This window comes from Falsibacillus pallidus (assembly GCF_003350505.1).
In the GTDB taxonomy this organism is placed as follows: domain Bacteria; phylum Bacillota; class Bacilli; order Bacillales; family DSM-25281; genus Falsibacillus; species Falsibacillus pallidus.
Map to the genome: position 1 here is coordinate 1 of NZ_QQAY01000028.1, position 16,690 is coordinate 16,690.

Annotated in this window: 16 protein-coding genes, 1 tRNA gene, 1 rRNA gene, 1 other RNA gene and 1 other annotated feature; of the genes, 5 read left to right on the forward strand and 14 right to left on the reverse strand. The window is 44.5% G+C overall.

Annotation, left to right across the window (positions count from 1 at the left end; genetic code table 11):
* Positions 1 to 122: 122 nt before the first annotated feature.
* From DFR59_RS19555 to tadA, 7 genes are all read right to left on the reverse strand, one after another.
* Positions 123 to 392 (reverse strand): pro-sigmaK processing inhibitor BofA family protein, encoded by a 270-nt coding sequence (locus tag DFR59_RS19555; RefSeq protein WP_114747347.1) that lies wholly within the window; start codon positions 390 to 392, stop codon positions 123 to 125.
* 78 nt (positions 393 to 470) lie between these two features.
* Entirely contained in the window at positions 471 to 686 is a 216-nt protein-coding gene (locus DFR59_RS19560; protein ID WP_114747348.1) for a YaaL family protein, read from the reverse strand.
* Between the two features lie 17 nt (positions 687 to 703).
* Positions 704 to 1,300 carry a recombination mediator RecR gene (recR, locus tag DFR59_RS19565; protein ID WP_114747349.1) on the reverse strand — a complete coding sequence of 199 codons (597 nt, stop codon included), beginning with the start codon at positions 1,298 to 1,300 and terminating at the stop codon, positions 704 to 706.
* Positions 1,301 to 1,318: 18 nt separating this feature from the next.
* Positions 1,319 to 1,636 (reverse strand): YbaB/EbfC family nucleoid-associated protein, encoded by a 318-nt coding sequence (locus tag DFR59_RS19570; RefSeq protein ID WP_114747350.1) that lies wholly within the window; start codon positions 1,634 to 1,636, stop codon positions 1,319 to 1,321.
* A 27-nt stretch (positions 1,637 to 1,663) separates the two neighbouring features.
* On the reverse strand, positions 1,664 to 3,364 hold the full coding sequence (gene dnaX, locus DFR59_RS19575; protein ID WP_114747351.1) for a DNA polymerase III subunit gamma/tau: 1,701 nt from the start codon (positions 3,362 to 3,364) through the stop codon (positions 1,664 to 1,666).
* A 130-nt stretch (positions 3,365 to 3,494) separates the two neighbouring features.
* Positions 3,495 to 3,759: signal recognition particle sRNA large type (gene ffs, locus DFR59_RS19580), an RNA gene on the reverse strand.
* Between the two features lie 77 nt (positions 3,760 to 3,836).
* Complete coding sequence (tadA, locus tag DFR59_RS19585; protein ID WP_114747352.1) at positions 3,837 to 4,358, reverse strand: tRNA adenosine(34) deaminase TadA; 522 nt, start codon at positions 4,356 to 4,358, stop codon at positions 3,837 to 3,839.
* 59 nt (positions 4,359 to 4,417) lie between these two features.
* On the opposite strand from tadA, the gene DFR59_RS19590 reads away from it, so the two are divergent.
* The 4 genes from DFR59_RS19590 (at position 4,418) to DFR59_RS19605 (ending at position 7,814) form a co-directional block, all read left to right on the forward strand.
* The gene (locus DFR59_RS19590) at positions 4,418 to 4,987 is read left to right on the forward strand and encodes a cysteine hydrolase family protein (protein ID WP_245948541.1); all 570 of its coding nucleotides are present in this window, start codon (positions 4,418 to 4,420) and stop codon (positions 4,985 to 4,987) included.
* Positions 4,988 to 5,057: 70 nt separating this feature from the next.
* Positions 5,058 to 6,344, forward strand: a complete 1,287-nt coding sequence (locus tag DFR59_RS19595; RefSeq protein ID WP_114747354.1) for a glycoside hydrolase family 18 protein — start codon at positions 5,058 to 5,060, stop codon at positions 6,342 to 6,344.
* Between the two features lie 164 nt (positions 6,345 to 6,508).
* Positions 6,509 to 7,162: a deoxynucleoside kinase gene (locus DFR59_RS19600; RefSeq protein ID WP_114747355.1), complete on the forward strand. Its 654-nt coding sequence runs from the start codon at positions 6,509 to 6,511 to the stop codon at positions 7,160 to 7,162.
* The gene (locus DFR59_RS19605; RefSeq protein WP_114747356.1) at positions 7,146 to 7,814 is read left to right on the forward strand and encodes a deoxynucleoside kinase; all 669 of its coding nucleotides are present in this window, start codon (positions 7,146 to 7,148) and stop codon (positions 7,812 to 7,814) included. Before DFR59_RS19600 ends, DFR59_RS19605 begins: the two co-directional genes overlap by 17 nt.
* A gap of 212 nt (positions 7,815 to 8,026) precedes the next feature.
* Here DFR59_RS19605 and DFR59_RS19610 read toward each other — a convergent pair.
* The 6 genes from DFR59_RS19610 to guaB form a co-directional block, all read right to left on the reverse strand.
* A tRNA-Ser gene (locus DFR59_RS19610) sits at positions 8,027 to 8,119 on the reverse strand.
* A 103-nt stretch (positions 8,120 to 8,222) separates the two neighbouring features.
* On the reverse strand, positions 8,223 to 9,497 hold the full coding sequence (serS, locus tag DFR59_RS19615; RefSeq protein WP_114747357.1) for a serine--tRNA ligase: 1,275 nt from the start codon (positions 9,495 to 9,497) through the stop codon (positions 8,223 to 8,225).
* A 50-nt stretch (positions 9,498 to 9,547) separates the two neighbouring features.
* Positions 9,548 to 9,773, reverse strand: a binding site (T-box leader).
* Positions 9,774 to 9,825: 52 nt separating this feature from the next.
* Positions 9,826 to 10,416, reverse strand: a complete 591-nt coding sequence (gene pdxT / locus DFR59_RS19620; protein ID WP_114747358.1) for a pyridoxal 5'-phosphate synthase glutaminase subunit PdxT — start codon at positions 10,414 to 10,416, stop codon at positions 9,826 to 9,828.
* A 14-nt stretch (positions 10,417 to 10,430) separates the two neighbouring features.
* Complete coding sequence (gene pdxS / locus DFR59_RS19625) at positions 10,431 to 11,312, reverse strand: pyridoxal 5'-phosphate synthase lyase subunit PdxS (RefSeq protein ID WP_114747359.1); 882 nt, start codon at positions 11,310 to 11,312, stop codon at positions 10,431 to 10,433.
* 181 nt (positions 11,313 to 11,493) lie between these two features.
* Entirely contained in the window at positions 11,494 to 12,849 is a 1,356-nt protein-coding gene (locus DFR59_RS19630; protein WP_170137288.1) for a serine hydrolase, read from the reverse strand.
* 150 nt (positions 12,850 to 12,999) lie between these two features.
* Positions 13,000 to 14,466 (reverse strand): IMP dehydrogenase, encoded by a 1,467-nt coding sequence (guaB, locus tag DFR59_RS19635; RefSeq protein WP_114747361.1) that lies wholly within the window; start codon positions 14,464 to 14,466, stop codon positions 13,000 to 13,002.
* Positions 14,467 to 14,579: 113 nt separating this feature from the next.
* Between guaB and DFR59_RS19640 the strand changes: the two genes are divergently transcribed.
* A complete protein-coding gene (locus DFR59_RS19640; protein WP_245948542.1) occupies positions 14,580 to 15,539 on the forward strand; it encodes a YaaC family protein in 960 nt (319 codons plus the stop codon).
* Between the two features lie 1,066 nt (positions 15,540 to 16,605).
* Here DFR59_RS19640 and rrf read toward each other — a convergent pair.
* A 5S ribosomal RNA gene (gene rrf, locus DFR59_RS19645) occupies positions 16,606 to 16,690 on the reverse strand; the annotation flags it as partial.

The window sequence follows — 16,690 nt, forward strand, 5'->3', positions numbered from 1 at the left end:
CCGACGGGATTTCACGTGTCCCGCCGTACTCAGGATCCACTCTGGAGGGAACGAAGTTTCAACTACAGGATTTTTACCTTCTCTGATGGACCTTTTCCATGGCTGCTTTTAAAACACTCTGCTTAATGTGGAAGGATCCAGAGCTGCAGTGCGGCCAGCCCCAGCATGCCAGGGATTCCTAAGAACCCTGATACAGACGAGGTGGCCAGATTGATTGGGACATGAAGGCCGATCCTGCTTCCAAAAGCATTGAGGAAAAATAAGAATAAGGCGCCGATCATGATTTTAATGCAGGCTGTTCCAAGAAATTTAAAAGGTTTTGCCGCAGACCCTGAAGCAAGCAAAAACAGGATCAATCCGCATAATACCGCAATAATGATAATTGGACTCAAAAAAATCTCCCCCAAGTTACTCTTTGTATCCATTCTATGAAGGGATTGTCCAAAAAGAACTTTAGGAGAGATGATTATTTACTTCATGACAATATTACGATGTTTTACTTCTTTAAATAGAAAGAAATACTTGGCTTCTGCCAATTTTGTCTGGCAGATGAGCTCTTCATTATAATCTGCACTTAAGTTGACCAGGGAGCGATGCTGGAACCAATCCTGCTTCGCTTTCTCCATGCTGTCAATCAGCTTTTGATTATATTCTTTCCGCAGTTTCCCCTTTTTTCGAAACAAGATAGGCCACCTCGTATGTGTTAAACTTCTCTTCTACCTTCTAATGCTTTGGATAAAGTTACTTCGTCGGCGTATTCCAGATCTCCGCCGACCGGTAGTCCGTGGGCGATGCGCGTGACTTTGATCCCTGACGGCTTCAGCAGCCGGGATATGTACATAGCCGTCGCTTCCCCTTCTATGTTCGGGTTGGTTGCTAAGATGACTTCTTCTACGGTTTCATCCTGCAGACGCTTCAGCAGATCCGGGATATTGATGTCTTCCGGCCCGATGCCGTCCATTGGAGAGATAGATCCGTGAAGAACGTGGTACAGACCGCCGAACTCCTTCATTTTCTCCATCGCGATGACATCCTTTGGTTCCTGCACCACACAGATGACAGTGCGGTCCCTTCTCTGGTCCTCGCAGATGTAGCACGGATCTTGATCTGTTATATGGCCGCAAACGGAGCAGTAGCCCAGGTTCCTTTTGGCATCTACAAGAGCTTTAGCGAAATCAAGGACAGTATCTTCTTTCATGCCTAATACAAAAAATGCCAGTCGGGCTGCTGTTTTCGGCCCGATTCCTGGCAATTTCATGAAGCTGTCGATCAGCTTGGATATTGGTTCAGGATAATGCATTCTATTTATTTCCCCCTACTACATTCCTGGAAGGTTCAATCCTTTAGTAAACTGTCCCATCGTTTGGTTTGTCAGTTCTTCCACTTGTTTGATTGCATCATTTGTAGCCGCTAGAACCAAATCTTGCAGCATTTCGATATCGTCTGGATCTACTACTTCTTCTTTAATATTCACTTCCAGGATTTCTTTTTGTCCAGAGATGACTACGGTAACCATGCCGCCGCCGGCAGTCCCTGTAATTTTCTTCGCGTTAAGCTCTTCTTGAGCCTCTGCCATTTTCTTTTGCATTTTTTGCATCTGTTTCATCATGTTTTGCATATTTCCCATTCCACGCATGATTCATTACCTCCAGTTATTTTAATATTAATCTTTTACTTCCAGTAAATCCGCTCCTACCAATTTCCTTGCTTCAGCAATGAACGGATCTTCTTCCGGGGCTGCCCCATCCTCAGAACCTTCTTCTCCTTGTCCATTCTGGATGAAGTCTTCCCTTATTTTCATCCACTGCTCTTCTGGGACGCCAATCGGCTGATAGGTGTTCCCTGTAAACTCTTGAAGGATGGCAGTGATCGTTTGTAAAAATATATGGTTATCCATGGCCATTTGACAATGGATTTCATATTTAAATTTAAGGACGAATGCATCTGATGATGCCGCAGCAGGTTCTGCATCGTTTAAGAGGGCAGCCTGCGACCGCATTTGACGCTGGTTTAGCATATCAAGCATATCTCCCCAGCGGCTCTTGATCGAACTGAGATCTTCCCTGGTTGCTTCTTTGAGGACCTTTTGGATTTTTCCCGCCTGTACCCTGAAGCCTTTCGTACTGCGTGCTTGTTTTTTGGCAGGCACGCTTCCCGCATCAGGCTGCGTATGGACTGGACCTTGTGCTTTCAGCTGCCTTAATTCATTTTCAAGCTCAGTGATCTTTCCAACGAGTGCCTGGTAATCGCCGCTGTCCGAGCTTGCCGAAGCTGCAGGAGCAGATGTTTGGCATAGCTTGACAAGGGATACCTCCAGATAGATCCTGGCGTTGTTGGTGAATTTCATTTCCTGCTGGGTTTTATTCAGGGTATCGATATATTCATATATCTGATGTGCCGGGATCTCTTCAGCAAGTGACTTAAATTCGTCATCCAGCAGGACCCTTTGGAGCGACTCTTCCAAATTAGGGGCTGTTTTATAAAGCAGCATATCCCTGAAATATAGGATGAAATCTTCCGTAAATCTTGAAGGGTCTTTTCCGTGGTAGATGAGTTCTTCAAGTGACATGATGGCTGTGGCTGTGTCCTTTTCATGCACGGCTTTCGCCAATTTATTGAGGTGGGACTGCGCAACGGAGCCTGTCACTGTCAATGCATCATCAAGGGTGACACTTCCTTGGCTGAAGGAAATGGTCTGGTCGAAGAGGCTGAGTGCATCCCTCATCCCGCCTTCAGCTGCACGGGCGATGATGTGCAGGGCCTTTTCGTCCGCTTCTACAGAGGCTTCATCTGCAATATGCTTCATCCATCCGACAATATCCTGAATCGTGATCCGCTTGAAGTCAAAGCGCTGGCACCGTGAAATGATCGTCAGCGGAATCTTGTGCGGCTCCGTTGTAGCCAGGATGAAAATGACATGCTTCGGAGGTTCTTCGAGTGTCTTCAGCAATGCGTTGAACGCCCCGATGGAAAGCATATGAACCTCATCGATGATATAGACCTTATATGGAACGGAACTCGGTGCAAATTTTACCTTGTCGCGTATATCGCGGATTTCTTCTACGCCATTGTTTGATGCTGCATCGATTTCGATGACATCGGAAATCGAACCGTCCGTAATGCCTTTGCATGAGTCGCACTCATTGCAAGGCTCTGCTGTCGGCCCTTTCTCACAGTTCACCGCTTTGGCGAGAATCTTTGCCGCACTCGTTTTCCCTGTCCCCCTCGGACCTGAAAAAAGATAAGCATGAGATATCTTTTGCTGCAGGAGGGCATTTTGAAGGGTTTTCGTCACATGGCCCTGGCCAATGACGTCATGGAAAAACTGCGGTCTGAAGACGCGATATAAAGCTTGATAACTCATGCAATTCCCTCCTCCTTTAACTTGCATCTATCATTTATATACATTCTACATTATAACGCATTCAAAATCGACTTTACAAAGACAAAAAAACTCATCCGATTAAGATGAGTTTTGTTTAAGTATATAACTGCCGTGCACCTTCCGTCGACTGGCAACCATAAGCGTTACCCAAGCAGTTAGCTCGGCCCAGGCTGCCCTGCGGCACATGAGAGGGACCACTTAATGCTGCTTCCTTCCGGACCTGACATGGTTCATGGATTCTCATTGCGCAGGACCCAGACGTCAACACCACTTACTTGAGGCAGACCCTACAGTTAACCAGCCTCGGGAAGGGATTCAGCCTCGCTGGAGCGGATTGCGAGTACAGGGCTCCGCTATTTCCCCGCCTAGCACGGCAAAGTTGATACCATATTAAGTTGCGTCATCGCTGACACAAAATAAGTATACTAGCTCTTACAGAAAAAAGCAATGGTTATGGGATGTCAATTCCTTCATCCGGAGCCAATCCCAATTTTGCCAAACGCTTCTCTTCTTTTTTTCTTTTCCTCAGCTCTTTAAAGAAATCCGTGAGCATGCCGCCGCACTCTTCCTCCAGGACCCCGCTTACAACTTGGCATTGATGATTGAATCTCTCATCCGTCAACAAGTTCATCAGCGTCCCTGCACATCCGGCTTTAGGATCGGGCGCACCGTAGACCACACGTTCCACTCTGGAAAGGATGAGGGCGCCGCTGCACATCGGACATGGTTCAAGGGTCACATACAGCTCTGCCCCTTCAAGCCTCCATGTCCCAAGCTTCTCGCATGCCTTTTCAATGGCGATCAGTTCGGCGTGCGTAACAGCGTTTTGGGTGGTTTCCCTTAAATTGTAGGCAGAAGAGATGATTTCCCCATCTTTGACAATGACCGCACCGATCGGGACTTCATTCAGGGCTTTCGCTTTCTCTGCTTCTTCTATGGCTTTCTTCATATAATATTCATCATTAAAATCCATATCGATTATTAACTCCTTATAAAATACATCCACTCAACCCACACTAACAACAAAGGAGTGTGAGCGAAAAATTGAAGGATTCCAATCCGAAATACGCGCTGCTGATCATCGATATCATCAATCCATTTGATTTTGAACACGGGGCAGTCCTCGCCGGCCATACAGCCAGGATCGTACAGCCCCTTTCCCGGTTGAAGCAGCAATGCAAGGAAAAGAATATACCGGTTATCTATATTAATGACCATTATAATCTATGGCAGGCGAATTTAGAAACCATCTATCAAAAATGCCTGAATGATCAAAACGAAATGATTTTATCCCATTTAAAGCCGGGGCCGGATGACTACTTTCTCATTAAGCCCAAGCACTCTGCCTTTTACGGTACTGCCCTTAATACCCTGCTGTACCATCTCGGCGTCAAATCCTTGATTTTGACTGGAATTGCCGGCAACATCTGCGTGCTCTTCAGCGCGAACGATGCCTATATGCGCGAATATACGCTCTTTATCCCATCCGACTGCCTGGCATCAGTTGCTGAGGAGGACAATCGGTATGCACTGAGAATGATGGAAAACGTGCTGCAGGCAAACGTACAGGAATCCAAAATAATTTTGGAGCAATATTTGTAAATCCGCATGTATTCGAATCTCCCTCATAAAATGTCTATAGTGAACACTACAGGCAAGGGAGGCATCAACTATGCAGATACATGTGGTACGGCAAAACGAAACGTTGTTTAGCATTGCACAGACGTTTGGAACGACTGCACAGGATATCATTGAAGCCAATGAGGTTCCGAACCCCCGTAATTTAGTGGTAGGACAGACGCTTGTCATCCCGATTGCGGGAAGCTTCTATTGGGTGCAGCCAGGCGACAGCCTATTTTCAATTGCAAGGAAATTCAATATCCCGCTGGCAGAACTGGCAAGGGTCAATAATATCAGTCCCAACCAGCCGCTCAGAACGGGATTCAGACTGTATATCCCAACAGGCAAAAAAGAAAAAGCCGAGTTCAATGGATATGTAGAGCCTTTCGGCAAAACCGTGCCTAAAAACCTGGAAGACAGCGCCAGGGAAGCTGCTCCTTATTTGACTTATCTGGCCCCTTTCAGCTTCCGGGCCAAACGCGACGGCTCCCTTGAAGAGCCCCCTCTCGGCAATCTTCCGTCCATTGCCAAGGCAAATAAAAATGTCATGATGATGGTCATCACCAATCAGGAAGAAGGACAGTTCAGCGACGAATTGGGCCGCATCCTCCTGACAAATCAAAATATCCAGACGCAATTCTTAAACAATATCGTAGCCACGGCCAAAAAATACGGATTCCGGGATATCCATTTTGACTTTGAATATTTACGGCCGCAGGATAAGGAAGCCTACAACCAATTTCTAAGACGGGCAAAGAAGCGCTTTTCTCAGGAAGGCTGGCTGATGTCCACTGCCCTCGCCCCAAAGACATCTGCCGGACAGAAAGGCAAATGGTATGAAGCCCATGATTACAAAGCGCACGGGGAAATTGTGGATTTTGTGGTGATCATGACGTATGAATGGGGATACAGCGGCGGTCCGCCAATGGCCATTTCGCCGATTGGGCCTGTCCGAAAAGTACTCGACTATGCTGTGACGGAAATCCCGCCTTCTAAAATTCTGATGGGGCAAAATCTCTATGGATATGACTGGACATTGCCTTTTGTTCCTGGAAGGGATACGGCAAAGGCGGTCAGCCCGCAGCAGGCCATACAGCTTGCAGCCAAATATAATGTCCCCATCGCCTATGACCAAAAGGATCAGGCGCCGCACTTTGACTATCAGGATGAAAAAGGGAAGAAACATAAAGTTTGGTTCGAGGACGCCAGGTCCATACAGGCGAAATTCGATCTAATAAAAGAATTGAAGCTCAGAGGGATGAGCTACTGGAAGCTCGGTCTATCCTTCCCACAAAACTGGCTGCTGATTGTCGAAAATTTTGATGTTGTAAAAAGATGAGTGGAAAAACTGCTGCTGATATCAGGCAGCTTTTTTTATTGCCTGGAAAATTAAAAGTTTCCATGCCCTGCCCATTGGATGTTGTGTTAAAATATGACTTGCCGCTAATTATCTTAGTTCGTTTATGAAATCATTTTATTATAGATAACCGAGGAGGACATCGGATGGAACGATTACCTTTCATCACCGTTGAAGGGCCGATCGGAATTGGCAAGACTTCACTCGCTAAAGCCATTTCCGAACATTTTCATATGCACTTTTTAAAAGAAATAGTAGACGAGAATCCATTTTTGGACAAGTTCTATGAGAATATTGATGAGTGGAGCTTTCAAACGGAAATGTTTTTCCTCTGCAACCGCTATAAGCAACTAGAGGATATCCAGAAGCATTACTTAAATCAAAACAAGCCGGTAGTGGCCGATTACCACATATTCAAAAACCTTATTTTTGCCCAGCGCACCCTTCAAGACGTGCAAGCTGAGAAATACTTGCAGATCTATAACATCCTGACTGGTGACATGCCTCGTCCAAACGTCGTCATTTATTTGAATGCCAGCCTGGACACGCTTCTGGCAAGGATCAAAATGCGAGGCCGGGAATTCGAAAAGAAAATCAGCCCGCTTTATCTTGAACAGCTTTCATCCGATTATGACCAATTCATGGATCATTTCGAAAAAACGTATCCGGATGTACCCGTTCTTCGTTTTAACGGCGACGAAATGGACTTTGTTAAAAATAAAGGCGACTTAGATACCATCCTGGAAACATTAACGAATACAATCAATAAAGGAGTACAATACAATGGATCTTCGCAATAAATACGGAATTCCTTCTAACGCAGTCATCACGATTGCCGGAACAGTTGGTGTAGGAAAGTCCACGATGACCAATTCGTTGGCCAATGCGCTTGGCTTCCGCACTTCTTTCGAGAAAGTCGATACCAATCCATATCTGGACAAGTTCTATCACGATTTTAAGCGCTGGAGCTTTCATTTGCAGATTTACTTTTTAGCAGAGCGCTTCAAAGAGCAAAAGAGGATCTTTGAATACGGAGGCGGGTTCATCCAAGACCGCTCCATCTATGAAGATACGGGCATCTTTGCCAAAATGCACTACGAAAAAGGCAACATGTCTGAAATTGACTATGATACGTATAAGAGTCTGTTCGATGCAATGGTCATGACTCCTTATTTCCCTCATCCGGATTTGCTCATCTATCTGGAAGGGTCCATTGACGATGTATTGGACCGCATCCGCTTAAGGGGCCGTCCAATGGAGCAGCAGACGCCTGTGGAATATTGGAGAGAAATGCACCTGCGCTACGAGAACTGGGTCAATTCCTTCAATGCGTGCCCAGTCCTACGCCTGAATATCAACGAATACGATTTAATGAATGACGAAGCTTCGATCGAGCCGATCATTGAACGAATCGGATACTTCATGAAGCAGACGCAGGCTTTGAAAAAATAATGATTGATACAGCTGTTTTCCTTTAACAAGGAAGGCAGCTTTTTTTGTTTCAGAAAGCTTTGTTAAACATCGATGTTGATTGGACAGACATCAGGTGATATAAAAAGAGCTGCAATCCTGACTGCAGCCCTCGATTAATACAAAAAACCCACTGCCGGAAGCAGTGGGTTCAAACATCTCCAATTTATGCGCTATGGTTGTTTTTAAATCAATGGCGGAGGAAGAGGGATTCGAACCCCCGCGCGGTGTAACCCGCCTGTCGGTTTTCAAGACCGATCCCTTCAGCCGGACTTGGGTATTCCTCCGTATCGACAAGAACTAGAATAACATGTATTCAATCCCCTGTCAACTAATTATATTAAAATTATTTTTGGGAAGAGAAACCTCTTCCCCATTAGCCATTACCTATTACTTAATAACTTCCTTGTTGCCCATGTATGGACGTAAAACCTCAGGTATAACAATCGTTCCATCCTCTTGCTGATAGTTCTCGAGGATCGCCGCAACTGTACGCCCGATCGCCAATCCAGAACCATTCAATGTATGGACATGCTCAGGCTTGCCATTCATTTCTCTGCGGAAGCGAATATTTGCGCGACGTGCCTGGAAGCTTTCAAAGTTACTGCAAGAAGAGATTTCACGATAGCTGTCATAGCTGGGAATCCATACTTCAATATCGTATTTCTTCGCTGCTGTGAAGCCTAAATCAGCTGTACACATGCTCAAGACACGGTAAGGAAGGCCCAAGAGCTGAAGAATTTTTTCCGCATGGCCTGTCAGCTTTTCAAGTTCAGCATAAGAATCCTCCGGTTTAACAAACTTCACAAGCTCTACTTTGTTGAATTGATGCTGACGGATGAGTCCGCGAGTATCACGGCCTGCAGATCCTGCCTCAGAGCGGAAGCATGCACTGTATGCCGCATAGTTGATCGGCAGCTGCTCACCATTCAAAATTTCATCGCGGTGCAGGTTCGTTACCGGTACTTCTGCTGTTGGAATCAAGAAATAATCTTCGCTTTCGATTAAGAAGGCATCCTCTTCAAACTTAGGAAGCTGGCCAGTGCCTATCATGCTTGTACGGTTTACCATATACGGAGGGATGACTTCCTGATAGCCGTGCTCTTCAATATGAAGGTCGAGCATGAAGTTCATCAATGCACGCTCTAACCTTGCGCCAAGTCCTTTATAGAACACGAAGCGGCTGCCTGTTACTTTGCCGGCACGTTCAAAATCAAGAATCCCAAGATCTGTTGCAAGATCCCAGTGCGGCTTTGGCTCAAAAGAAAAACCAGGAAGCTCTCCCCACTTGCGGACTTCTACATTATCATCTTCCGTTGCGCCAATTGGCGTGCTTTCATGCGGGATATTTGGAATGGATAAAAGAAGATGATTCAACTCTTCTTCCACCGTACGCAATTGGTCATCCAATCCTTTGATTTCTGCCCCGACATCCTTCATCTCGATGATCAATGCTTCAGCATCCTGCTTTTCCCTCTTTAATTGGGCAATTTGTTGAGAAACCTCATTTCTTCTGCTTTTCAGCTCTTCTGTTTTCACAATTAATTCACGGCGCTTATGATCCAATTCTTCAAATTTACCGAAGTCTGTTAAGTCCTCCCCGCGGTGCTGCAGCATTTCTTTCACTTCGTCAAAATGAGCTCTTAAGTATTTAATATCCAGCATCTTTTTTCCTCCTAATTGTTTTTTGACAACAAAAAAGCCCTCATCCCCTGGAAAGGGACGAGAGCTACCCGCGTTGCCACCCTAATTGAAAACAGGAAATTTCCCTGCTTTCCTCTTGCATCCATAACGGTTTTTAACCGAAAGCACCTACTGGCAAAAGCCTTGTTCAGCACTTTACTCAAGGACGGATTCACAAGTATTGTCCATCGGTTTCCACCAGCCACCGACTCTCTTTTAGAACAAAAACCTGCTACTGTTTCCTATCAACGTTTTGCTTATTAAAATTTATACATTAATTTACTATAATTATGGAGCAATTTCAACCATTTTATGCAAATTGTTTTGATTTCGCCTCTTCGACCATATTGACGAAGTATTGAGTCAGGCGGTGATCATCAGTCAATTCAGGATGAAAAGAACATCCTAAAAATTGACCTTCTCTTGCTGCGACGATCCGCTCTTCATATTTAGCTAAAATCTCCACGTTTTCTCCTGCTTTTACGATATGCGGAGCTCGGATGAAGACCGCAGTGAAATCGTCTGCCACTCCCGCAATGGCAAGGTCTGCTTCAAAGCTTTCCTTTTGGCGCCCGAAAGAGTTTCGTTCAACCGTGATATCCATGACACCGATATGCGGCTCTTTATAATCCACGATATGTTTTGCCAAAAGAATCAAACCGGCGCATGTTCCGAACATCGGCTTGCCTTGTTTAGCAAACTCTTTTAGATGATCCATGAAGCCGTATTTATCAATCAGCTTCCTTATGGCCGTACTTTCACCGCCAGGGATGATCAGTCCATCCACTTCACTCAGCTGCTCCACTTTTTTAATGACAGCAGCTTCTGCACCTGACTCCTCAATGGAGCGGACATGTTCTCTCACAGCTCCCTGAAGGCCCAATATACCGATTTTCACCATTACTGATCCACTCCTTACCAGCCGCGTTCCTGCATGCGCATTTCAGGTTTTAATGTGGAGATTTCAATCCCCTTCATCGCTACCCCTAAATCTTTTGACAGCTCTGCGATCAACTTATAATCCTGATAATGAGTGGTAGCCTCTACAATGGCTCTCGCAAACTTTGCAGGGTTCTCAGACTTGAAGATTCCGGATCCTACGAAAACTCCGTCAGCCCCAAGCTCCATCATGAGCGCTGCATCTGCAGGGGTTGCAATACCTCCGGCTGCAAAATTAACGACAGGTAAACGGCCATGACGCTTGATTTCAAGAAGGATTTCATATGGAGCCCCAAGAAGTTTAGCTTCTGTCATCAATTCATCTTCATTCATGCTGACCACTTTACGGACTTGGGCATTCACTTTTCGCATATGACGAACAGCTTCAACAATGTTTCCTGTACCGGGCTCACCTTTTGTACGAAGCATAGAGGCGCCTTCTCCGATGCGGCGTGCTGCTTCACCAAGATCGCGGCATCCGCAGACAAATGGAACAGTGAAATCTTTTTTATTCAAGTGAAACTCTTCATCAGCAGGTGTTAAAACTTCACTTTCATCAAGATAGTCCACTCCCATTGCTTCCAGAACACGTGCTTCAACGATATGGCCGATGCGTGCTTTTGCCATAACCGGAATCGTTACTGCTCCCATTACTTCCTCAACAATTCTCGGATCAGCCATCCGTGCCACTCCGCCAGCTGCACGGATATCAGATGGCACACGCTCTAATGCCATAACGGCTACAGCGCCTGCTTCCTCTGCAATTTTCGCTTGTTCAGCATTGACAACGTCCATGATGACGCCGCCTTTTTGCATTTCTGCCATCCCTCTTTTAACACGGTCAGTACCTGTTTTCATTCTGTTCGTCCCCCTTTTTATATGTAAGCGCAGAAATAATCCTGCCTTCCAAAAATATGACTAAAACACTAGGAATTATGATTCCCCACAAAGCTAAATAAACAATAAAAAAAGCCTTCTGTCAAGACAGATAGGCTTTTTTCAATATATAGGCTTTACTTTCATATTACAACTTCAAAGATTAGAACCAGCCTTTGATTGTGGATGTGATCCCATGCCAGATATCTCCGAAGAATCCTCCGATTGCACGCATGGAAAGCACAAACCAGTTCGCTTTTTCCACTGCATCTTTTGTCACCATGGACACTTTCGCATCGGACTTTCCTGTATTCGGAAGGTACCCAAGATCATTTTTCTCTTTAGAATCAACCTTAATATAGCCAACCTCTTCACCTTTTTTAACAGGTGCAGTCAGTTTGCCGTCTTTCGTCAATTTTTTCTTATCCAAGACAACTTTCGGCTTATATTGATTTTCTTTGCCATTTTCGACAACAATTTTCAACGGTTTATTCGTTTGGATCTTTACGGATTTTTCTTTCCCTTTATCCACAGGGATTGTTTTATTGCTTTTTAAAACGCCATTTTTCGGAAGGACTTCTTTAATGGAGAAGTTTGAGAAAGCATAGTTCATGATTTTTTCAGTTTCATTGAATCGGGCAGTATAAGAATCAACAGTTGGATCATGTTTCACATTCATGACGACTGAAATGAAGCGGTTGCCGTTTCGTTCCGCTGTCCCAGTAAAACAAGGGCCTGCAAGATCAGTTGTACCTGTTTTCAGACCATCTAATCCTTCATAGTAAACTTTTGAATTTGGATCGAGCATCTTGATCCAGTTATTCATTTTGAATTCATCTTCCGTACCTTCAGCAAACTTCATAGTAGGTACACTGGAAGTTTCCAATACTTCCGGATAGTCATTGATCAAGCGGTATGCTAACGTCGCTACATCTTTCGCTGACATGACATTCTCATCTTCCGGACCGCCTACAATCGCCAAGTCATACCCTGGTCCTTTGTAGTCGCGATTGTTCAAACCAGTGGCATTTACGAATTTATAGTTTTTCATTCCAAGCTCTTTTGCTTTGTCGTTCATCATCTTGACGAAATTTTCATTTGTTCCGCCGATGATTTGACCGATTGCAATAGCAGCTGCGTTCGCAGATTCGATCGCCATAGCATGATATAAGTCCTCAATGTTATATTGTCCGCCGTTTCTCAAAGGGACATTACTAAGGGACGTGTTATGGGACAAACCGGAGATATCCGCGGATACCGTATACTTTTGGTCCCATTTTACTTTTCCTTCTTTAATAGCTTCAAGCAGCAAGTACTCAGTCATCATTTTCGTCATACTTGCGATTCCAAGGGAAGTATCAGCATTTTTTTCAAAAAGGATTTTACCGGTGCTTGCTTCAACAAGGATGGCTGCATCTGCATTCACATTGATGGCAGCACTAGCAGCATCCGCCGGCTTTTGGACTAGGCCCAATGCCATTATTAAAACCATTAGACAAACAAAAGTCTTTTGAAACATGATTCTTTTCACTTTTTTACCCTCCAACTCATTAAATGCACTTCCGCTATTTTAACATAGTTAATTAGCGTTGAGTAGACAGCTTATGTACCTAAACGACAACAAAAAATGGCAGGAAAGTACTATTCGGTCACTTTCCTGCCACATTTATTAAGATAATGAGTAATTTGGTGCTTCTTTCGTGATTTGTACATCATGCGGATGGCTTTCACGAAGGCCGGCACCCGTCATTTTGATAAACTGTGCATTTTCTCTGAGCTCTTGAAGGTTTTTCGTACCACAGTAGCCCATTCCTGAACGCAAACCGCCAATCAGCTGGTAGATCGTATCAGACAATGGTCCTTTATATGGAAGTCGTCCTTCAATCCCTTCAGGAACAAACTTCTTCGCATCTTCCTGGAAGTATCGATCTTTAGAACCTTGTTCCATCGCTCCGACAGAACCCATTCCTCTGTATACTTTAAAACGTCTGCCTTGGAAGATTTCTGTATCCCCTGGACTTTCAGAAGTACCGGCTAACAAGCTTCCGAGCATGACAACATGTCCGCCTGCAGCCAATGCTTTCACTACATCACCTGAATACTTGATTCCGCCATCGGCAATGACTGCTTTGCCAAGCTTGCGTGCTTCACTCGCACAATCATAGACAGCTGTGATCTGAGGAACCCCTACTCCGGCAACAACACGGGTAGTACAAATGGAGCCTGGCCCGATTCCTACTTTTACAACGTCTGCTCCAGCTGCAATTAAATCTCTTGTAGCTTCTGGAGTCGCAACGTTTCCTGCAATGATATTCAGTTCCGGATAGGCTGCTCTAATCTCACTGACAGTATCCAGAACGCCTTTGGAATGTCCATGGGCTGTATCTACAACAATGGCATCCACATTCGCTTTCACAAGCATCTCGACACGCTTCATGGTATCCTTTGTCACACCGACAGCAGCTCCGACAAGAAGACGTCCTTGACTGTCCTTAGCAGAGTTCGGAAACTCAATGACCTTTTCGATGTCTTTAATGGTGATGAGTCCTTTTAACACTCCATCATTATCGACAATCGGCAATTTCTCTATTTTATATTTCTGGAGGATCTTTTCAGCATCCAACAAAGTGGTGCCTACTGGTGCTGTCACTAAATTTGCTTTTGTCATAACCTCTTCAATCGGGATCGAATAATCCTGAATGAATCGAAGATCGCGGTTGGTAAGAATCCCTACCAATTTCTGTTGGTCTTGATTATCGACGATCGGAACGCCGGAAATGCGATATTTCCCCATTAAATGTTCAGCATCAAATACTTGATGCTCAGGAGTTAAAAAGAAAGGATCTGTAATAACGCCGCTTTCTGAACGCTTTACTTTATCCACCTGTTCAGCTTGCTGTTCAACACTCATATTCTTATGAATGACTCCAAGTCCACCCTGGCGTGCCATAGAAATCGCCATCTCGGCCTCTGTTACCGTATCCATCCCTGCACTGATGATCGGGATGTTCAACTTCAACGTATCTGTCAAAGCTACACTTAAATCAACATCACGCGGCAATACTTCTGATTTAGCAGGCATTAATAAGACATCATCAAAGGTTAATCCTTCTTTTGCAAATTTAGTTTCCCACATTTTCTTTTCCCTCCTGGTCCGAAAATATTATTAGTAGGTTATCAATTGGTTAAAATACTGTCAAGGCAATAGAAATATTTTAGATTTTTCAATTTATTCGGAGGTTTAAAATAGTGAATGAACATACAACAAGGTGGGATTATTTAACGAATTTCCAATCTTCCGTCCACTCTCAGCGCTTCCTATCAAAATGCTATGAAAAGGCCCAATTAGATCAAGCCGATGCACAAAGCTATAATAATTCCTATTCCTTCATTTATTATTTGGAACATGGCCGATTATATGTAGACCAGGCAGAACAATCCCCCATTTATATAAAACCGATTTTATTGTTTTACGGACTGGTCAATCTCATCAAAGCCTGCCTGCTGACAGTCGACCCCTTCTACCCAGCGACAACCGGCGTCCTTGCCCATGGACTTTCCTCAAGAAAACGAAAAAAGAGGAATTACTTTTTCTTTCAGGATGAAGTCAAAATCCAAAAAAATGGTCTTTTCTCTCACTTTTCCCACCAAATGTTCCACGTGAAACATTTGGAAGGAGATAAATTGGTGATGGGGAATTTGCTAAAGGAAATACCAGAGCTTGATGAAGCATTTAAATTTATCAGAGGAGCAGAGAACTTTTATAGGTTGGCAAAATCTGATGAGGCATATCAGCTGCCTTCGAATTTACCTGGTCAATTTAAAATGGCCGATAGCAAATTTAAAGAGTATCTGTCCAGTAAAAACAATGGCATCCAGTGGCTGCAAGACCGTGAATTAGCTTTTCGGTTCAATACCCCTTCCCTGGTTCCATTCTTTGCCCCTTTTCGATATGACATCTACACCGATACATTATGTCTTTCCCGCGAACAGTCTGAAGATGATACCCTATCTGAACTAATCATTTACTATGCTTTACTCTATAACCTAAGCATGATTGCCAGATACGAAACTGAGTGGTGGAGTGAATTGATCAAACATACTCCTAATCAGGATTTCCCGTTAATTACAAAGTTTTTATCGATATCCCAGAATAAGATTCCGTTATTAATATCGGATTATTTGAGGTGTGTTGAGGATGCGCTTTGAAGAGAGTTGGATAGAGATGATAATTATGGAGAGTGAAGCAGTTGGGTGGCTGCTTTGTTTTACTTATGGTCTTGTAGGATGGTGAATGGATGGGGGTTTTGCAATTGCTGCTATGGAGGGATTTTTCTCTTCTCTTGATCTTGCCTAATATTCCAGGCGACAGCCTGGCAAATTGAAAGGTTTTGGTCTTGGGTGCGTTGACTGCATTGACTGAGCGCTCAATCGAGATGATCATGGGGGCAAAAATGAGCACTGGCGCATAAGAAGGGGACTTTCGCGCATAAACCATCCTGGACGGCGCATAGGCAAATTGGTTTCGCGCATTAGGGAGCCTGAATGGTTCATAGACAAGCCTTTCTCGCGCATAGACCAATTAGCGCGGGCGAATTTCCGATGATTTTCCCCGCTTTTTACTTCTTTTGTTCCCTTTCAGGATGAGTTTGTCTCTTAATTATTGATAAAAGGACAATTTGAAGCATTTATAAGTTCAAATCTGCTCCGATGGGGTGATTTTCGCTGATCTCTTGATCTTGCCGAATATCCAGGCGATAGCCTGGCAAATTGAAGGGTTTTGGTCTTTGGCGCGTTGACTGAGCGCTCAATCGAGATGATCATGGGGGCAAAAATGAGCGCTGGCGCATAAGAAGGGGACTTTGGCGCATAAACCTTCCTGGACGGCGCATAGGCAAATTGGTTTCGCGCATAAGGCAGCCCGAATGGTTCATAAACAAACACTTCTCGCGCATAGACCCATTAGCGCGGTCGAAATGCCGGTGATTTCCCCCATTTTTACTCCATTTGTTCCCTTTCACGAGGACTTTGCCTTTTAATTATTGATAAAAAGACAATTTGAATCATTTTTTTAGTTCAATTCTGCTCCGATGGGGTGATTTTCGCTGGTTTCTTGATCTTGTCGAATATCCAGGCGACAGCCTGGCAAATTAAAGGGTTTATTTCTTTGTTCTTAAGTATGACTGAGCGCTCGCTCGGCTAGACTCCCATACCTCGCCACCTTCTCCTCCAGAAAACACAAAAAAAGCAGCCTCTCAGCTGCTTTTTCTTCATTGCCCGGCGACGTCCTACTCTTGCAGGGGGAAACCCCCAACTACCATTGGCGCTGAAGAGCTTAACTTCCGTGTTCGGTATGGGAA